Raw genomic sequence first — 380 nt, forward strand, 5'->3', positions numbered from 1 at the left:
CACTACAACCACCAGGGTTACCACGAGAGCCTGGCCAACGTGACGCCCGCCGACGCCTACTTCGGCAGGGCAGCCTCCATCATCAAACAGCGTGAAACGATCAAGCGACAGACCATCGAATATCGGCGCTTGCAGCACCGCAAGCTCGCCGCCTAACATCAACCCCCAGACGAGGCCCGCACTCCGCTAATTTACGCCGCGAGTTGTGCCGAATGTTCTGACCACGGACAGTTCAGGACCAAGGGCACCATGCCGCGACTCCTGCGCAGGGATCTTGCATCGGGTTTTTATCAGCAAATTCGCTGTTCGCCAGTAGCGCCGCAGCTACAACGCAGGAATGCCTCTCACGCCAAGGCGGGTGACGTGGAAGTCTGGCGGAC

At 60.0% G+C, this 380-nt stretch carries 1 pseudogene; it reads left to right on the plus strand.

Annotated elements, in window-relative coordinates:
* Positions 1 to 156, plus strand: a pseudogene (locus I6F37_RS45100) (IS3 family transposase); the annotation flags it as partial.
* Positions 157 to 380: the final 224 nt, after the last annotated feature.

It is taken from the genome of Bradyrhizobium sp. NBAIM08, from assembly GCF_020193935.1.
Lineage (GTDB): Bacteria > Pseudomonadota > Alphaproteobacteria > Rhizobiales > Xanthobacteraceae > Bradyrhizobium > Bradyrhizobium yuanmingense.